Origin of the sequence: Burkholderia sp. AU16741 (assembly GCF_002223345.1) — a bacterium.
GTDB classification, from domain to species: Bacteria; Pseudomonadota; Gammaproteobacteria; order Burkholderiales; family Burkholderiaceae; genus Burkholderia; species Burkholderia sola.
The window spans coordinates 329,926-346,417 of the sequence record NZ_NKEZ01000011.1 but is presented as its reverse complement, the minus strand read 5'-3'; the positions used below and the strand labels follow the sequence as shown (position 1 = coordinate 346,417).

Genomic DNA, 16,492 nt, shown 5'->3' with positions numbered 1-16,492 from the left:
GCTTCATGCGTCGGTGCCAAGCCGCGCCCGCATCGCCGCGGTGATGCGCTGGCGCGTGCTCGCATAGTCTTCCCACGGGTCGCGCTTCAGCGTGTCCAGCCGCTCGTGCAGCGTATCGATCGTCCATTGCGCGCCGCCTGTCGTGTGGGGCACCTCGTCCCAGTCGAGCGGCACCGACACGCCCATGCCGGGCCGCGCGCGCACCGAATACGCGGCGATCGTGCTCGCGCCGCGCCCGTTGCGCAGATAGTCGACGAAGATCTTGCCGCGCCGGTGGCGCGGCCCCATCGTCGCGGTGAAACGGTCGGGCAGCGTGCCGGCGACGTGCTGCGCGACCGCGCGCGAGAAGTCCTTCACGTCGTCCCAGCCCGCATGCCGCGTGAGCGGCACGACGACGTGCAGCCCCTTGCCGCCGCTCGTCTTGCAGAACGACACGAGCCCGAGCTCGTCGAGCAGCCCGCGCACGAGTTGCGCGGCGTCGATCATCGTGCGCCACGGCAACGCCGGATCGGGATCGAGGTCGAACACGATGCGGTCGGGCCGCTCGATGTTCGACGCGTGCGCGTTCCACGTGTGCAGTTCGACCGTGCCCATCTGCGCGGCGCCGAGCAGCGCATCGACGCTGTCGATCGACAGCAGCGGGCCGTGGCCGGGATCGAGCCCTTCGTGCTGCGTGACGAACGGAATCTCGCGGCGCTCCGCGTGCTTCTGGAAGAACAGCTCGCCGGCGATGTCGCCCGGCGCGCGCACGAGCGACACGGGCCGGCCTTTCAGGTCGGGCAGCAGCCACGGCGCGACCCACTGCCAGTAACGCGCGAGATCGATCTTGCGCGTGCCGCCTTGCGGATCGAGCACGCGCTCCGGATGCGTGATGCGCACGCGGCCGAGCGTGTCGGGGCCGGACGCGTCGCCTTCGGCGCGCGCGGCCGCACGCGCACGTGACGGGCGCTTGCGATCGGCGGTCTCGTGAGCGGCAGGCGATGCGCGCTTGCGTGTGTCGTCGTGCGGGGTCTGGCGTTGATCCATCGTCACCTCCGTTTCGGTGTGTTTCGGCCGCTCGCGGACGATCTGCTCCGCCGGCTTGTCGTCGCGCAGCGCGATGAATGCCGCCTGCCGCACGATCCCGTCGCCGGTCCATTCCGCGAATTCGCATTCTGCGACGAGCGTCGGCTCGACCCAGTGCACGCGCGTGCGCGTGCGTTCGCGCGGCGGTGCATCGAACGGCATCGTGTCGCGTTCGTGCTTGCGCAAAATCGCGGCGAGACGGTCGAGCATCCGCGCGTCGAAGCCGGTGCCGACGCGGCCGACGTAGTGCAGCGGCGCCGGCCCGCGCCGCCGTTTGCCGGCGGCCGGCGGCTCGTGCACGCCGAGCAGCAGCGCGCCGAAGCCGTGCCGGCTGCCCGACGGCTCCGTAAAGCCGCCGATCACGAACTCCTGCCGGCGCCGGCATTTGAGCTTGATCCACGCAGGCGATCGGCCGGCGCGATAGCGCGAGTCCGCACGCTTGCCGATCAGCCCTTCGAGGCCGGTGTCGCACGCGCTCGCGATCAGCGACGCGACGTCCTCGCCGAGATCGGGCGAAAAGCGCACGCGCGCCGGATCGCTGTTCGCGAGCAGCGGTTCGAGCAGCGCGCGACGGGCGGTGAGCGGCGCGTCGCGCAGGTCGTAACCGTCGAGATAAGGCAGATCGAATACGAAGAACGTGACCGTGTCCGAGCGGTCCGCGCCGAACGCGTTCTGCAACGCCTGGAAATCGGGCAGACCGTTTTCGCCGAGCACGACGGCCTCGCCGTCGAGCCATGCGTCGTCGACGTCGAGCGCCGCGAGCGCGTCGCGCTGCGCGCGCAGCTTCGCGGTCCAGTCGCGGCCTTCGCGCGTCATCAGCGTGACGCGCCGGCGCGTGCCCTTCCCTGCAATGCGCGCGAGAATTCGATAGCCGTCGAACTTCAGTTCGTAGCACCAGCCGCCCTGGGTCGGCGGCGCGTCGACCAGCGTCGCGAGTTGCGGCGCGACGCGCTCGGGCAGCGGCGCACGCACCGCGCCTTCGACCTGCGACGGATCGGCGGGGGGCGGGCTTTCTTCACTTTCGTGGCTGGCGTCACCAGCGTGTCGCGCGTCAGGTCCATCGCCGCCCCCGTCCGTCGAGCGGCCGCGCCGCGTCGCGCGCGTGCGCGCCGCGCCGTTGGACGCACCGTCGTGCACGCTCCCCGGCCGCTCGCCGACGACGTCGAATTCGTCGGCGCTGCGGGCGTCGTCGTCCCGTTCCTTGATCAGCAGCCACTGCTCCTGGCGCCCTTCCTGCCGCCCGCTGCGCACGAGCGCCCAGCCGCCGTGCAGCTTCTCGCCGTCGAGCCGGAACGTCAGCTTGCCCGCCCGATAGCCTTGGCGCGCCTGCGCCACGCCGCCGTCGGGCGTCCACGTCCCCTCGTCCCAGACGACGACCGACCCCGCGCCGTAATGCCCGGCCGGAATCTCGCCTTCGAACGACGCGTATTCGAGCGGATGGTCCTCGACGTGCACCGCGAGCCGCTTGACCTGCGGATCGAAGCTCGGCCCCTTCGGCACGGCCCACGACTTCAGCGTGCCGTCGAGTTCGAGCCGGAAGTCGTAGTGCAGCCGGCGCGCGTGGTGCTCCTGGATCACGAAGCGCAGCGGCTGGCGCTCGCGCGCGGCAGGCTTCGCCTTCGGCTTCGTGCCCGCTTTCGTGTCGGCCCGCGCATCGGCCTTCGTGCGTCGCTTTCCGTGCGCCCCTTCGGGCTCGGGCGTCGCGCCGAAATGGCGCTTGCGGCGATACGGATCGAGCTTGCCGGCCATCGCGTCACCTCGTCGGAGGAGTCGGAATCGGAATCGGAGTCGGCGTGATGGGCGTCACGCCGCATGCTTGCGGCGCGCGGCGGTCTTCTTCGTCGCATGGTCGCTCGCCGCGCTGCGTTTCGCGGCGGTTTTCTTCGCCGCGGTTTTCGTCGTCGTGCCCTTCGACGCGGATTTCGATGGCGGCTTGCGACGCGCGCCGCCCCGCGCGGATGACGGTGACGACGACGCGTCGTCCTCGCCTTCATCGCGTTCCGCACGCAGATCCGCCGCCCGCGCACCGGCGCCGCCCTTCAGGCTGCGCTTCAACAATTCAGTGAGATCGACGACGTTGCTCGCCGCGCGGCCCGTCTGCGCGGGCCGATCCTCGATCTCCTCGATCTTGCCCGCGCGCACCTTGCGCTCCACCAGTTCGAGGATGTCGTCGCGAAACGTGTCGTGATATTCGTCGGGCGTCCACGTGCCCGACATGTCGTCGATCAGCTTCTTCGCCATCCCGAGTTCGCGCGCGGTCACGCCCGCGCCCTTCGCATCGGCAGCCGGCACCGATAATTCGTCGAGCGGCCGCAATTCTTCCTGCCAGCGCAGCGTATCGAGCGCGAGTATCGGCCCGACCGGAATCAGCGCGCCCAGATGCTGGCGGTCGCGCATCACCACGAGCGCGATGCCGATCTTGCCGCTGTCCTTCAGCGCGTCGCGCAGCAGCGCATAGACCTTCTCGCCCTTGCGGTCGGGCACCAGGTAGTACGGCGTGTCGAGATAGAGAAACGACACGGCGTCGGCGTCGACGAAGGTCAGGATATCGACGGTCTGCGTCGATTCCGGGTTCGCCGCGCGGATTTCGTCGTCGGTGAGCACGACGTAGCGCTCCTTCTCGTACTCGTAGCCGCGCACGATATCCTCGCGCGTGACTTCCTTGCCGGTACGCTTGTTGATCTGCCGATAGCCGATCGGGTCCATCGAGCGCTTGTCGAGCATCCGGAACGACGGCTTCACGGTGCGCGTCGCCGGAAACAGCTGCACGGGCACGTGCACGAGCCCGAAGCTGATCGCGCCTTTCCATATCATCCGCGGTGCCATGCGTGTTCCTCCTTGCCGGATGCGCGCCCGCCCGAAGGCAGGTGCGCGGTACGGCCCAAACCGCTATCGGCCGCGATCGGCCAATTTCGCGCTATGCCGGCAACTCCGCCGCCTGCTGCTCGCGCGCCCACACGCGATGCTGGCCGAGGTGATCCGACAGCGTGTTCAGTACCGTGTCGAGATCGACCGGCTGCCCGACGCACACGCCTTCGGCCGGATCCGGCAGGTGCGCGGCGCTGAGCAAGTGCCGCCCGGCCCCGACGGCCGCGATCGGCTTCAGGTGCTTGAACGCCTCGCGCACGAAATGGCGGGCGTCGGCGCTGTGCGCGAGATCGCGGCCATCGCCGTCGCCGCCACACACGAACACCGCATCGAACATCACCGACGGCATGCCGACGAGCGTCGCCTCCGGCACGATGCCGCCGATCGGCGCGAGCGTCGGCGCGACGATCGTCGGCACCGCGTGCGCGGCCAGCAGCGCGTCGCGCACCTGCTCGACGAGCACCGGGTTCACGCCGGGCGTCGCGATCAGCGCGATCTTGCGCGAGCGGATGCCGGGCTTCGCGCGGCCGATCAGGCTCAGCGCGGGCGAGCGCTGCGCGACGACCGGCGTCGCGGCCGCCTGCGGCGCCGGCAGCCCGAGCCGTTCGGCGACCTGCGCGGCGAGCCCCGCGTCGAAGCGCGCGATGATCTCGTTGACCACGCGCTCGCGAATGTGCGGCTGCGTCACCTTGCCGAGCTCGAAGCAGTACGCGTCGCGGATATGCCGTTGCTCGATGTCGGTCATGCTCTGGTAGAACAGCGCGGGCTGCGAGAAATGGTCGGCGAACGATTCGCTGCGCACGCGCACCTTGTGGCCTTCGAGCGGCTCCGGCACGGTCTCGAACCCGCCGCCGGACGGCGCGGGCGGCGTCTCGCGCGGCCAGCCGCCGCTCGTCGAGTTCGGCTCGTACGACGCTTGGCCGACGTTGATCGTCTGCCGATGCATCGCGTCGCGCTGGTTGTTCGCGAACGGGCACACCGGCCGGTTGATCGGAATCTCGTGGAAATTCGGGCCGCCGAGCCGGCTCAGCTGCGTGTCGGTGTACGAGAACAGCCGCCCCTGCAACAGCGGGTCGTTCGTGAAATCGATGCCCGGCACCACGTGGCCCGGGTGAAACGCGACCTGCTCGGTTTCCGCGAAGAAGTTGTCGGGATTGCGGTTCAGCGTCATCCGGCCGATCGGCCGCACCGGCACGCGTTCTTCCGGCACGAGCTTGGTCGGATCCAGCAGGTCGAAGTCGAATTTATCCGCATCGGCCGGGTCGATCATCTGCACGCCGAGTTCGAACTCCGGATAGTCGCCGCGCTCGATCGCCGTCCACAGGTCGCGCCGGTTGAAATCCGGGTCGTGGCCGGCGATCCGCTGCGCCTCGTCCCACAGCAGCGAATACGCGCCGCTCACGGGCCGCCAGTGGAATTTCACGAAACGCTCTGCGCCGGCCGCGTTCACGAAGCGGAACGTGTGCACGCCGAAGCCGTCCATCGCGCGATAGCTCGCCGGCAGCGCGCGGTCCGACATCAGCCAGAGTACGGTGTGCGTGGTTTCGGGCACCAGCGACACGAAGTCCCAGAACGTGTCGTGCGCGGACGCGCCGGTCGGCATCTCGTTCGGCGCCTCGGGCTTCACCGCATGCACGAAGTCGGGAAACTTGATCGCGTCCTGGATGAAGAACACCGGCATGTTGTTGCCGACGAGGTCGTAGTTGCCTTCCTGCGTATAGAACTTCACCGCGAAGCCGCGTACGTCGCGCACGGTATCGGACGAGCCGCGCGGCCCCTGCACGGTCGAGAAGCGCACGTAGACCGGCGTTTCGGCGGCCGGGTCCTGCAGGAACGCGGCCTTCGTGTACTCGGCCATCGGTTCGTACACGCGGAACACGCCGTGCGCGGCCGAGCCGCGCGCATGCACCACCCGCTCCGGAATGCGCTCGTGATCGAAATGCGTGATCTTCTCGCGCATGATGAAGTCTTCGAGCAGCGACGGGCCGCGCGCGCCGCCGCGCAGCGTGTTCTGGTTGTCGGCGATCCGCACACCCTGGTTGGTCCGCAGCGCCTCGCCGTCGGGGCGCGCACGATGCTCGTCAAGCTGGCGCGACTTCGCGCTGTCGTGCGGGGGCGTCGGTTGCGTCGGGGGCGTCTTGCCGGCGGAGGGGGGAGTCGTCATCGTCAGGTGTCCTCGTGGGATTCGGTAGGAAGCCGCTGCCGCACGGCGACGCGCCGCGGCGCGCGCGTGCGGACGGCAGGAAAAGGCGGCCCGGCGCGCCGCGAACGGCCGCGGGCCGGTGGTGGCGTCAGGGCGCGCGCAGCGCCGCGTCGAATGCCACGGCCGTCACGTCGAGCGCGACGTTGCATTCGATCACCGTGTCCTCGACGCGCGGCTTGTGCTCGTCCACCGCGCGCCGCGCGCGGTCGCACAGCTGCGTGCGCACGCGCAGCCGGTCTGCCGTATCGAGCGTCGCGTAGCGTTCGATCACGTCCGCGTCGAACCGCATGTCGACCGTGCAGCGCCATTCGCGCGCGTCCTCGTCGGACGGCACGCGCACCCACGACACGTGGATCGTCAGCCGCCCGGACGCGTCGTCCGCGTGCACGACGACCGTCGACTGCGACGGAAAACCGATCGCGAGCGCATGCTCGAGTTCCGCGATGCGCTGCGACCGGTCGGGCGTGACCGTCATCGGCGCACGACCCCGAGCAGCAGCGTGACCAGGAAGATCACGACGAAGATGTAGAACAGGATCTTCGCGATCTCGGCCGCACCGGCCGCGATGCCGCCGAAGCCGAACACGGCGGCGATGATCGCGATGACGAAGAAGATGATGGCGTATCGAAGCATGGAACCCTCCTGGATGACAGCGGTCGTCACTAAACGTCGGCGCCGATCACGCATCGTGCTTGTGTTTCGGTTTGCCGTGCGTGGGCGTGGAAGCCATTTTCTCGAGCTCTTTCTCGCTCATCGACTTGGCCATCGATTTCGACGGCGGCTTCAAGTCCTTCATCTTCGTGTCGCCGCGCTTGGCCGACAGCGCGGCCCCGGCGGCACGCTGCTGGGCCTGGGATTTGGCTGGCATGGTTGCGCTCCTCTCGTTGGCGCGCGAGCCGACGCAACGCGCGGCACGCGCGGGTTGGAACAATGAGGCCGTCACGCGGCGTCGCGGCGCCGCAGGTCGGCCGGCGGAATCTTCATCGCCTGGCGATACTTGGTCACCGTCCGACGCGCAAGAAGAATGCCGCGGCCCGCGAGGTTCTCCGCGAGCGCGACGTCGGACAGCGGGTCGGTCTGCCGCTCGGCCGCGATCATGTCGCGGATCAGCACCTTCGCGGCCGACGCCGAACACACGCCCTTGCCGGCGGCCTCGAGCTTGCGCGGGAAGAAATGCTTGAACTCGAACGTGCCGTGCGGCGTGGCCATGTACTTGTTGCCGGTCGCGCGCGAGACGGTCGATTCGTGCAGGTCGAGCTCTTCCGCGATGTCGCGCAGCACGAGCGGCTTCATCGCGATCTCGCCGTAGCGGAAGAAATCGCGCTGCCGCGCGACGATGCATTCGCCCACGCGCTGGATCGTGTCGAAGCGCTTTTGCACGTTGCGGATCAGCCAGCGCGCTTCCTGCAACTGCTGGCCGAGCGGCGAATCGCGCTCGCCGCTCGACTGCGCGAACAGCGTCGCATAGCGTTCGTGCAAGCGGGCGCGCGGCAGCACCGCCGGATTGATCGTGACGATCCATTCGTCGCGCACCTGGCGCACGATCACGTCGGGCACCACGTAGTCGCCGCGCGTGCTGCCGTAGTGATTGCCGGGGCGCGGATCGAGCCCGCGCACGAGCGCGCAGGCCGCCTGCAGCGTGTGCGGGCTGCAGCCGAGGCGCCGCTGGATTTCGGCCGTCTCGCGGCGCGCGAGCCGCTCCAGATGCTCGCGTGCGATCGTCTTCGCTTCCGCGAGCGCCGGCGTGCCGGCGGGAATCGCGTCGAGTTGCAGCACCAGGCACTCGGACAACGAGCGCGCCGCGATGCCGGGGCGGTCGAGCATCTGCACGAGCCGCAGCGCGACCGCCAGATCCTGTTCCGACAGCAGCAAGGCCGGATCGGCGGCAACCAGCAGTTCGGACAGCTCCTGGCGCAGATAACCGTCGTCGTCCAGCGCATCGATCACGAGGCGCGCGGCTTCGCGGTCACGCCTGTTCAGCGGATAGAGTCGCAGCGCATCGTGCAGCTGCTGATGCAGCGACGGTTCGGCGGCCATCCATTCGCCCGGCGACAAGCCGTCGGCGTCGTCGCCCTGACGGCTCATGCCGCGCGGTGCGGGCGCGGCCGTAAACGGCACCTCGCCGTCCGGCGCACGGATGTCGTCGCGCTCAGGCGCCGCGTCGGGCGCGGCCGCTTCGCTCGGCGCCTCGGCGGGCGCCGCAGCGGTTTCCTCGTCGCCCTGGCCGTCTTCCAGAAACGGGTTCATGTCGAGCGCCTGGCGCAATTCCTGTTGAAACTCGAGCGAGGACAACTGAAGCAGTCGCAGCGACTGCTGGAGCCTCGGCGTAAGTGCCAGATGCTGTCGCATCTGCAGCGCAAGCGAGACGGGCATCGAAAGCCTCCTGACGTTGGGTTCGCGGTTCGCGGTATAGCTTCTGCCCAACGTCATGCAGCTTCCGTGCCAGTCGCGTGAGGCATGCTGCGAAGCGGTTCTCGGGGGTTCGCACCCCGTTTCGTCACGCGCGAGAGCCGCTTTTTTACAAGCCGGGGGCAAGTTAGGGGGCACGTATTTCGCTCACGAGAAGCGGCACGTTCCGCAAGCGCCCCACGGGCCGCGCGGCTACCGCTTCGCGTCGATGCGGTCCACCGCCGACCGGTCGAGAAACGCGATGGTCAACTCGGGCAGATGGCGCAGCAGCCACGCGGCCATGTCGCGCTCCTGCTGCAAAATCCCCTCGCAACACGCGCGAATTTCGTCTTCGCCGGCCGCCTGCGCAGCCGCGACGAGCGCCGTGTAGGCGGCGATCTCGAGCTGCGCGAACGCATAAGCGGCGAGCGCCGTCTTCACGATTTCGTCGTCCGCGAGCATGCCGCTCGCGATCTGCCCGTACGCGGCCACGCGCGCGGCGAGGTCCTTGGTCGCCGACGGCGACGTGCCGAGCCGCATCAGGCACGCCTCGACGAGCGCCTGCTGGCCGAGCGTGGCGTCGAGATGCAGCCGAAGCCGGTCCTGCAACGCCGGATAGTGACCGACCCGCCTCATCTGCGCGTCGATCATCGTCTCGGCCTGGCGCTCCATCGCGTACGCATCGCGCAGCCAGTCCTCCAGGTGCTCGTGCTGATTCGCCATCGCGTTCCTCCGGCCGCATCGCGGTGCGGCATGCCGTGACGCGGCGTCGCGTCGTGCCTCCGCGGCGCGTCGCCGCGGGGCGTCCTGTCAGTACTGCATCGGCGGCGGCGTGCCCGGCAGCGGCTGGTCGCCCTGCGTGCCGTTCGGGCCCGGCGGCGGCACGTCGGCCGGTTCGCCGACGGTCGTGCCGCGCGGCATCGTGTTGCCCGGCGACGGACGCGTGTCGTAGCGCGTGTTCGCGTCCGGCATCGTCGTGGTCGACTGCGCGCCGCGCCCGTCGGGCGGCGCGGGCGGCGCCGCATGCGTGCCGTACGGGCCGCTGGCCGGTTGCGTGCATGCGCCCAGCGCGCATGCCGCGGCGAATGCACAGGCGCCCGCGCGTATCGTCTGGATCGTGTTCATCGAATCCTCCCTGGAATGGACGGCTCCGGGCTGGCCGTTACGGCACGGCTCAGAGCCGGTTGAAATGGAAATCGCCCGCGTACGCGGTCGGTGCGCGGCGCGCCATCATCGTGTCGAATTCGGCCGCGACGCGCGTGAGCGTGCCGCGTTGCCGGTCGACGTCGGCCTGTTGGAGCGCGGCGAACGCGTCGGCGTCGAACGTCACGGTCAACGACGCCGGATGGCCGTCGACGCGAAAGCCGATATGCAGCGCGCCGGCCGGGTGCTCCTCGACGTGGAACGGCAGCGCGCGCCTCGAAATGGCGGCCGAGCGTTTCGGCGATGTCGCGCAGCATGCCGGGTTTCATGCGGATGCTCATTGCAGGCCCTCCTTTCGTCTCGGCGGCATCGCACCCGTCGCCCGTGCACGCACCGGCGGCTCGGGCGACGGCGGATCGCGTTCCGGCGGCGCATGCCCGGGCGGATCGCCCTCCGGCTCCCGGTACGGTTCGGGCATGTCCGGCGGCACGTCGTCGGGATCGGGCGGCGCGGGGTCCGGCTCGATGTCGGGCAACGGCGGCTCGGGCCGTTGCAGCCACTGCGCGGGTTCGGGTGTCATCGGCATTCCCTCGTTGCGAAGTTCGGGTCGGGATCGGCGCGACGGCCGCGTATCGCGGATTCGCAAGCCGCGTGCCGTCCGTTCGGGTTGGCGCACGCCGCACCCCACGGGGATCGATACGCATGCGTGCGGTCCGGCGCGGCGCGCCGTGCCTTCGCTACACCGGTCGCTGCAAATCTTGCAAGCACGCGGCTACGCGTCGTACGCGGCCATCACGAGCCACAATTCGCGGCCGTCGTCGCGCACGCGCGCGGCGAGCGCATACGGATCCGACGGCTCGCACGCACACTGCAGCGCGAAGCGCGCGGGTTCGGTCGCGCCGAACGTCTCGTCGCCGAGCCGCCGCACGTCGGCCTTGCCTTCGAACATCCGGCGCTCGGGCCGGTAGATCAGCGGTTCGTGCTTCCACGTATCGAAATGGCTTTTCACCGAATCGAATCCGCCGCCGCATACATTGATTTCGTAGCGCACGCCTGGTCGTCGTTTCGGAATCATCGTCATGCCTCCCGCTCGATGTGCGCGCAGCAGGCACCCTGTTGCGCCGGGTCGTGATGGTCGTCGTCGTGGTCGTGGTCGTCGCAGTGGCAAGTCGCGTGCCGTGCGCACGGAGCAGGCACGCCGGTTGCGCCACACAGGCTCCTCGTCACGATACGGAGCACCGCCATGAAGGATTCGACCCGGCCGGGCCACGACGCACCGGCGCACGAGCGGCAGCCCGACCCGCAACCGCCGCTGAAGGATCAGGACCGCACGCGCACGCGCCATTCGGAGCGCCATATCGACAAGCAGCTGGAGGACACGTTTCCTGCAAGCGACCCGCCCTCGACCGGCGGCGTCACGCGCATCGAAACCGACAAGCCGGCCGGCACGCACGACGGCGGCCCGCGGGACGACAAGCGCGACCGCGACGATGCGTGACGAGACGGCCCGCGCGCGGCATGCGGTTTGCTGAAGTTTGCTGAATCGCACCGGCCGCATCGGCACCTTGCTACCCCTACCGGAAGGAGAACTTCATGCATCGCGTCAACGAAATCATGTCGCAGGACGTCGTGCGGATCGCCCCGACCGACTCGATCCGTCACGCCGCCCAATTGATGGAGCGCTACGACATCGGCGCGCTGCCCGTGTGCGACAACAACCGGCTGATCGGGATGGTGACGGACCGCGACCTCGCGGTGCGCGCGATCTCGGCCGGCAAGCCGCCGGAGACGCGAATCCAGGAGGTCGCGTCCGGCCCGATCGAATGGTGCTTCGACGACGATCCGCTGGACGAGATCCAGCACTACATGGCCGATGCGCAACTGCGCCGGCTGCCCGTCGTCGATCACGACAAGCGACTGGTCGGCATGCTGTCGCTCGCCGACATCGCGACGCGCACGGCCAGCCCCGAGCGCGACGACGTCGCGAACACGCTGGAAGGCGTGTCGCAACCGAAGCAGACGTGACGGGGCGATTCCCGCTCCGCCTCGACAACCCGCGCGACCCGCAGGGCCCGCCCCCGGGCACGGTCGCGCCCCACGCAGCCAGGAGGACACCATGCAGACTCCCAATCAAGGGCAGACCCGCATCATCGGCAAGGGCGCCGCGACGGCGGCCGGCCCCGGCCCCGACGTGATGGCGGCCGATACGCTGGAAGGCGACAAGGTCTATACGACCGACGGCGACGACGTCGGCAAGATCAAGGACATCATGCTCGACGTGCGCTCGGGCCGCATCGCGTATGCGGTGCTGTCGAGCGGCGGCATCCTCGGCATCGGCGACAAGCTGCACGCCATTCCGTGGAGCGCGCTGACGCTCGACACCGAACGCAAGTGCTTCCTGCTGTCGGTGTCGTCCGAGCGGATTCGCAACGCGCCGGGGTTCGACAAGGACCATTGGCCGGCGATGGCCGATCCGCAATGGGCCGAACCGCTGCACGAGTTCTACGGCAGCACGCCGTACTGGAGCGCGGGCGACGAGCTCGGGCTGACCGATCCGACCGAAGACCTCGACGACCCGCGCACGCGCGGCCGTCACTGACCGCACCCGGACGCGGCGCCGCTTCGCCGGCGCGTGCGTTCGGCATGCGTTCGATACGCCCCGCCTGCGCGGGGCGTTTTTTTGTCCTCGGGCCGCGGCGCGAAAATGCCGCATCCGCCGCCCGCCAGCCTTTTTACAAGGGTCGTGTAACGTCCTCGTCGGCCCTCACGGCGCCGCCGCTCGCCGATTCGAGGTAGCCCAGCAGCCGGTGCGGCGTCAGCGGCTTCGCACAGTGCGCGTCGAAGCCGGCTTCCTTCGCCCGTTCGCAATCGAGTCGCGACACGAGCCCGCTGCACGCGACGAGCAGCATGTCGGCGGTTTGCGGATCGCCGCGCAGCCGCGCGGCAAGCTGCAGCCCGTCGAGGCCTGGCATCGCGATGTCGAGCACGACCGCGAACGGCTGCCACGCGCGCGCGACGTCGCACACGGCGAACGGATCGTCGGCAACCCGGCACTCGAAGCCGCGCGCCTCCAGCAGCAGGCGCAGCGCATCGGCCGCATCGCGATAGTCGTCGACGACCAGCACGCGGCGCGGGCGGCGCGGCACGCTGTCGGGTGCGCGCCACAACAGCACGTCGTCGGCGGCCGGATCGTCGCCGGGTTCGGGTTGCATCGTGCTTCTCCTGTCGTTGGACGGGGTGGCCCCGCAAGGCGCGCGCCCATGCCGACTGCATCCGGCATGCCGGTTGCTGTCTCGTTCGCATCGTCGACCCAGGAGTCCTTCATGCGCGCGATGCGGCTTCGATCCTCCGGTTTGCTTCCCTCAGCACGTGCGACAACACGGGCGCCGGCATGTTCCGCGGGCGCGCGGCACGCCGCCCGTCGGGCCTGCGCCGGAGAAGCCGCATGACACGCAAAACGCCCGATCGCGAAAAAACGACGACGACGCCGGCCGACGGCGACGCACCCGCCACGCTCGACGCGTGCCGCCGCTGCGCGCTGTGGGAACACGCGACGCAGCCGGTGCCCGGCGCCGGGCCCGTCGACGCGCCGATCATGCTGGTCGGCGAGCAGCCGGGCGACCAGGAGGACCGCGCGGGCGTGCCGTTCGTCGGCGCGGCCGGCCGCATGCTCGATCGCGCGCTCGACGAGGCCGGGATCGAACGCTCGGACGTCTACCTGACGAACGCGGTCAAGCACTTCAAGTGGGAGCCGCGCGGCAAGCGGCGGCTGCACAAGACGCCCGCGCAGCGCGAAGTGGCCGCATGCCATTACTGGCTCGAGCGCGAGCTCGACGCCGTCCAGCCGCGCGTGGTGGTCGCGCTCGGCGCGACGGCGCTGCGCGCGGTGCTGCAGGACAACGACGCGACACTGGAGCGCACGCGCGCACCGGTGCGCACCGAGGACGGCCGGCTCGTCGTCGCGACCTATCACCCGTCGTACGTGCTGCGCACACGCGGCGCCGATTCCCGCGAACGCGCGTACCGCACGCTGGTCGACGCGCTGCGCACCGCATCGCGCCTCGCACGCGAGCGGCGCCACGGCGGCGCTCGGGCGTCGCACGGGGACGCGGGATGAGCGGCCCGGACGAAGACGTCCGGCCGGCCGCCGACGCGCCGCCGGCCGCGAAACCGTGGTATCGGCGGCTCGGCCCCGGCCTGCTCGCGGGCGCGTCCGACGCCGATCCGAGCAACGTCGCCGTCTATGCGCAGGCGGGCAGCCAGTTCGGTTTCAACATGCTGTGGATGATCGTCGTCACGCTGCCGATGATGGTCGCCGTGCAGCTCGCGGCGGCGTTCATCGGGCGACGCAATCGCGAAGGGCTCGTGGCCGGCATCCGCGCCCACTTTTCCGATCGCATCGCGAAGACGCTGATCGTGATGGTCGTGATCGTCAACGTCGTGAACGTCGGCGCCGACCTCGCGGCGATGGGCGATGCGACGGCGCTCGTCGCCGGCGGCCGCAGCTACTGGTATGCGCCGGTATACGGCCTGGCGTCGCTCGGGCTGCAGGTGCTGCTGTCCTACGAGCGCTACGCGCGCTGGCTCAAATGGATGACGCTCGGCCTGCTCGCGTACGTGATCGAACTCGGCTTCGTGCACGTCGACTGGGGCAATCTGCTGCGTGCCATCGCGCTGCCGCAGATTTCGTTCACGCACGACTATGCGACGACCGCGGTCGCGGTGCTCGGCACGACGCTGAGCCCCTACCTGTTCGTATGGCAGGCCGCGCTCGAGGTCGAGGAGACCCAGGCGGAGCGCCGCAACGGCGACCAGTCATGCGCGCCGGCCGCGCGCCGCGAGACCGAACGGCGCATCACGTTCGACACGTGGACCGGCATGATCGTGACCAACGCGGTGTCGTTCTGCATCATGGTGATCGGCGCGGCCGTGTTTTTCGCGCGCGGGCGGCACGACATCGGCAGCACCGCGCAGGCCGCCGAGGCGTTGCGGCCGATCGCCGGCGAAGCCGCGTTCCTGGTGTTCGCGTTCGGTATCGTCGGCTGCGGGCTGCTCGCGATTCCCGCGTTCGCGGGCAGCGCGGCCTACGGTTGCGCGGAAGCGTGGCGGTTCCGCGAAGGGCTGAACGAGCCCGTGCGGCGCGCGCCCGCGTTCTACACGGTGCTCGCGCTGTGCGTGATCGTCGGCATCGCGATCTGCTTCAGCCCGATCGACCCGATCCGCGCGCTGTACTGGAGCGCCGTGCTCAACGGCATCGCGGCGGTGCCGATGCTCGTGTTCGTGATGCTGCTGGCGCGCCGGCGCGATGCGGCCGGCCAGCCCGGCAGCGGCCCGGTATCGAAACTGTTCGGCTGGCTGGCGGTCGCGCTAATGGCGGCGTCGGTGGCGACGATGATCGTCGATCTGCTTTCGTGAGGGATCGAACCTCACTGGGTCGCTGCGTGGACGGTTGCGTACGCAACCGGATGGAACACGGGCGGCGCCGCATGCGACGCCGCCCGCTTGCCCGCGTACTACAACCGCGTATTACATCATCTTGCCGCGCGAGCGCTCGGCACGCGCCGCATCGGCGGCGGACTCCACCTTCTTCACTTCTTCCGGCGGCGGCAGCACCGCCTTGAAGCCCATCGACTCGATCCACATCTCGCGCGCCCAGCCACGCGTGTGATACAGGTGATGATCCTCGTCGGCCTCGACCTCGTCGTGCGCGGCCTTCAACACCTTCGCCGCGTCGCTGTCGGGCAACTGGTCCGCCGCGTAGCCGATCAGCTCCCAGTTCAGGTGATCCTTGGTTTCGGCCAGCACCACGCACTCGGCCGCGACGACCTGCGCGACGGCCGGGTCGGCCTGCTGCTTCGCCTGCTCGATCACCCGCACCAGCGATTCGCCGGTCGCCGCCACCGCGGCGCGCCCCGGCGATTGCGCATCGGGATCGAGGCCAAGCGTGTCGAACACCTTGCGCAGCACCTCCTGGTGATGCAGCGTCTCGCGATGGTACTTCTCCCATTCCTTGTGCAGGTCCTCGTCGGTCGCGCACTGGAGCGCGGCCTCGTAGATCTTCGCGCCGCCAAGCTCGGTTTCGTATGCCTGGCAGAGCAGTTCGAGGATACCTTCGTGCTTCGATTGCCGTTGGGCCATGACTGCTTCTCCGAAAAAGCGGGCCGCACGTGCGGCCCTGGGGTGGAACCGGGCGCGCGTTACTGCGCGCCCACCTTGCGTGCCAGCGTTTCCGCCATGCTCAAGTGATGCTTGAGCGTCGGCAGCGTGGATCGGGCGAACGCGCGCAGCTGCGCGTCCTTGCCGTCGCGTGCTTCGTCTTCGAACAACGCAACCGCCTTCTTGTGCGCATCCGGGCCGGCCGCCGCGAGATACGCGGTGTCGAAGTCGCGCCCGCGCTTGCCGCGCAGCGCCTCGACGTCTGGATCGGAAATCTGCTCGACCTGCGGCTTCATGCCCTTTCGCGCGGCGATTTCGGTGAGCTTCGCGTTCGCCTTGCCGTGATCGGCGACCATCCGTTTCGCGAACGCGCGCACGTCCGCCGACTGCGCCTGCTTCAGCGCGAGCTGGCTCGCCTGTACCTCCGCCTTGCCGGCCATCGCGGCCTTGTCGACGAACTCCGCGTCGGTGCCCTTCGGCGCTTTCGCGATGCCGGAATCGCCTGCACCGGCCGCGCCCGACGACGGATTGATCATGCCGCCCGGCACATGCGCATTCGACGCGGGCGGCTCGCTCGGCATCTGCGCGCGGGCGAGCCCCGATACGGCGAGCACGCCGGCGGCGAGCGCGGCGATCGTCCAGTGGGGTTGTCTCATCTGCTTTCTCCTT

Annotated in this window: 19 protein-coding genes and 1 pseudogene; 5 read left to right on the top strand and 15 right to left on the bottom strand. The window is 69.7% G+C overall.

Annotated features, from left to right (window positions below):
• Positions 1 to 3: 3 nt before the first annotated feature.
• The 12 genes and pseudogenes from ligD to CFB89_RS30525 all read right to left on the bottom strand — a co-directional run bounded on the left by ligD (position 4) and on the right by CFB89_RS30525 (position 10,742).
• The gene (gene ligD / locus CFB89_RS30580) at positions 4 to 2,814 is read right to left on the bottom strand and encodes a DNA ligase D (RefSeq protein WP_089471217.1); all 2,811 of its coding nucleotides are present in this window, start codon (positions 2,812 to 2,814) and stop codon (positions 4 to 6) included.
• Positions 2,815 to 2,868: 54 nt separating this feature from the next.
• The gene (locus CFB89_RS30575) at positions 2,869 to 3,891 is read right to left on the bottom strand and encodes a Ku protein (protein WP_089471216.1); all 1,023 of its coding nucleotides are present in this window, start codon (positions 3,889 to 3,891) and stop codon (positions 2,869 to 2,871) included.
• Positions 3,892 to 3,982: 91 nt separating this feature from the next.
• Positions 3,983 to 6,097: a catalase HPII gene (gene katE, locus CFB89_RS30570; protein WP_089471215.1), complete on the bottom strand. Its 2,115-nt coding sequence runs from the start codon at positions 6,095 to 6,097 to the stop codon at positions 3,983 to 3,985.
• Positions 6,098 to 6,224: 127 nt separating this feature from the next.
• Complete coding sequence (locus CFB89_RS30565; RefSeq protein WP_089471214.1) at positions 6,225 to 6,611, bottom strand: DUF3022 domain-containing protein; 387 nt, start codon at positions 6,609 to 6,611, stop codon at positions 6,225 to 6,227.
• Complete coding sequence (locus tag CFB89_RS30560) at positions 6,608 to 6,769, bottom strand: DUF1328 family protein (RefSeq protein ID WP_006498332.1); 162 nt, start codon at positions 6,767 to 6,769, stop codon at positions 6,608 to 6,610. Before CFB89_RS30560 ends, CFB89_RS30565 begins: the two co-directional genes overlap by 4 nt.
• Positions 6,770 to 6,815: 46 nt before the next feature.
• Entirely contained in the window at positions 6,816 to 7,004 is a 189-nt protein-coding gene (locus CFB89_RS30555; RefSeq protein ID WP_006498333.1) for a DUF3008 family protein, read from the bottom strand.
• A 71-nt stretch (positions 7,005 to 7,075) separates the two neighbouring features.
• Positions 7,076 to 8,509: an RNA polymerase factor sigma-54 gene (locus tag CFB89_RS30550; RefSeq protein WP_089471213.1), complete on the bottom strand. Its 1,434-nt coding sequence runs from the start codon at positions 8,507 to 8,509 to the stop codon at positions 7,076 to 7,078.
• A gap of 228 nt (positions 8,510 to 8,737) precedes the next feature.
• Positions 8,738 to 9,247 (bottom strand): DUF892 family protein, encoded by a 510-nt coding sequence (locus CFB89_RS30545; protein WP_089471212.1) that lies wholly within the window; start codon positions 9,245 to 9,247, stop codon positions 8,738 to 8,740.
• 87 nt (positions 9,248 to 9,334) lie between these two features.
• A complete protein-coding gene (locus tag CFB89_RS30540) occupies positions 9,335 to 9,649 on the bottom strand; it encodes a hypothetical protein (RefSeq protein WP_089471211.1) in 315 nt (104 codons plus the stop codon).
• 49 nt (positions 9,650 to 9,698) lie between these two features.
• Positions 9,699 to 10,008: pseudogene (locus CFB89_RS30535) on the bottom strand (hypothetical protein).
• Positions 10,005 to 10,247: a hypothetical protein gene (locus tag CFB89_RS30530; RefSeq protein WP_373559882.1), complete on the bottom strand. Its 243-nt coding sequence runs from the start codon at positions 10,245 to 10,247 to the stop codon at positions 10,005 to 10,007. The pseudogene CFB89_RS30535 and the gene CFB89_RS30530 overlap by 4 nt, the downstream one beginning before the upstream one ends.
• 192 nt (positions 10,248 to 10,439) lie before the next feature.
• Positions 10,440 to 10,742, bottom strand: a complete 303-nt coding sequence (locus CFB89_RS30525; RefSeq protein ID WP_027786009.1) for a hypothetical protein — start codon at positions 10,740 to 10,742, stop codon at positions 10,440 to 10,442.
• A 168-nt stretch (positions 10,743 to 10,910) separates the two neighbouring features.
• Between CFB89_RS30525 and CFB89_RS30520 the strand changes: the two genes are divergently transcribed.
• The 3 genes from CFB89_RS30520 (at position 10,911) to CFB89_RS30510 (ending at position 12,266) form a co-directional block, all read left to right on the top strand.
• Entirely contained in the window at positions 10,911 to 11,165 is a 255-nt protein-coding gene (locus CFB89_RS30520; RefSeq protein WP_089471208.1) for a hypothetical protein, read from the top strand.
• A gap of 95 nt (positions 11,166 to 11,260) precedes the next feature.
• Positions 11,261 to 11,692, top strand: a complete 432-nt coding sequence (locus tag CFB89_RS30515; protein WP_089471207.1) for a CBS domain-containing protein — start codon at positions 11,261 to 11,263, stop codon at positions 11,690 to 11,692.
• Positions 11,693 to 11,783: 91 nt separating this feature from the next.
• Positions 11,784 to 12,266 carry a PRC-barrel domain-containing protein gene (locus CFB89_RS30510; protein WP_089471206.1) on the top strand — a complete coding sequence of 161 codons (483 nt, stop codon included), beginning with the start codon at positions 11,784 to 11,786 and terminating at the stop codon, positions 12,264 to 12,266.
• Positions 12,267 to 12,399: 133 nt separating this feature from the next.
• Here CFB89_RS30510 and CFB89_RS30505 read toward each other — a convergent pair whose 3' ends face one another.
• Positions 12,400 to 12,879 carry a response regulator gene (locus tag CFB89_RS30505; protein WP_089471205.1) on the bottom strand — a complete coding sequence of 160 codons (480 nt, stop codon included), beginning with the start codon at positions 12,877 to 12,879 and terminating at the stop codon, positions 12,400 to 12,402.
• A gap of 233 nt (positions 12,880 to 13,112) precedes the next feature.
• On the opposite strand from CFB89_RS30505, the gene CFB89_RS30500 reads away from it, so the two are divergent.
• Positions 13,113 to 13,784, top strand: a complete 672-nt coding sequence (locus CFB89_RS30500; protein WP_089471693.1) for a UdgX family uracil-DNA binding protein — start codon at positions 13,113 to 13,115, stop codon at positions 13,782 to 13,784.
• A complete protein-coding gene (locus CFB89_RS30495) occupies positions 13,781 to 15,082 on the top strand; it encodes an NRAMP family divalent metal transporter (RefSeq protein ID WP_089471204.1) in 1,302 nt (433 codons plus the stop codon). Before CFB89_RS30500 ends, CFB89_RS30495 begins: the two co-directional genes overlap by 4 nt.
• Positions 15,083 to 15,193: 111 nt before the next feature.
• Here CFB89_RS30495 and CFB89_RS30490 read toward each other — a convergent pair whose 3' ends face one another.
• The gene (locus CFB89_RS30490; RefSeq protein WP_089471203.1) at positions 15,194 to 15,805 is read right to left on the bottom strand and encodes a DUF892 family protein; all 612 of its coding nucleotides are present in this window, start codon (positions 15,803 to 15,805) and stop codon (positions 15,194 to 15,196) included.
• Between the two features lie 59 nt (positions 15,806 to 15,864).
• Positions 15,865 to 16,479, bottom strand: a complete 615-nt coding sequence (locus tag CFB89_RS30485) for a DUF4142 domain-containing protein (protein WP_089471202.1) — start codon at positions 16,477 to 16,479, stop codon at positions 15,865 to 15,867.
• Positions 16,480 to 16,492 lie beyond the last annotated feature (13 nt).